Source organism: Pantoea sp. 22096, from assembly GCF_052045955.1.
Taxonomy (GTDB): domain Bacteria; phylum Pseudomonadota; class Gammaproteobacteria; order Enterobacterales; family Enterobacteriaceae; genus Pantoea; species Pantoea alfalfae.
The window spans coordinates 1-569 of record NZ_JBQEPW010000018.1; the positions used below are offsets into that span (position 1 = coordinate 1).

At 52.7% G+C, this 569-nt stretch carries 1 tRNA gene and 1 rRNA gene; both read right to left on the reverse strand.

Going from position 1 to position 569, the window contains the following annotated elements:
* Positions 1-311: 311 nt before the first annotated feature.
* Positions 312-386, reverse strand: a tRNA-Glu gene (locus ACTJKZ_RS21180).
* 89 nt (positions 387-475) lie between these two features.
* Positions 476-569 (reverse strand): 16S ribosomal RNA (locus ACTJKZ_RS21185); the annotation flags it as partial.

A 569-nucleotide genomic window follows, 5' to 3' on the forward strand; every position in this document is an offset into this window, starting at 1 on the left:
CCGTCGCTTTACGCAGATTAGCACGTCCTTCATCGCCTCTGACTGCCTGGGCATCCACCGTGTACGCTTAGTCGCTTAACCTCACAACCCACAGGCGTTTTGCAACGCTGCAGACTGCAAGCATTTGAGAGACTCGAACGTGCCGCGTTTTTCATTCTTGTTACGGAGAATGAAAGCGACACGTCGTTTCAATTTTCAGCTTGTTCCGGATTGTTAAAGAGCAAATATCTCAAACGCGACCCGGCTGCTTACGCAGCCAGAACGGCTTTGAGATACTGTATGGCGACATCTTTCACCTGTCACCAAGCAGGTGGCGTCCCCTAGGGGATTCGAACCCCTGTTGCCGCCGTGAAAGGGCGGAGTCCTAACCGCTAGACGAAGGGGACACGATAGTGTCACGACTTCGCAGCCGTCCTGCTCATTACTTTTTTATCAGACAATCTGTGTGGACACTGCGCGGGAAGGTATCTTCAGGTAAGGAGGTGATCCAACCGCAGGTTCCCCTACGGTTACCTTGTTACGACTTCACCCCAGTCATGAATCACAAAGTGGTAAGCGCCCTCCCGAAG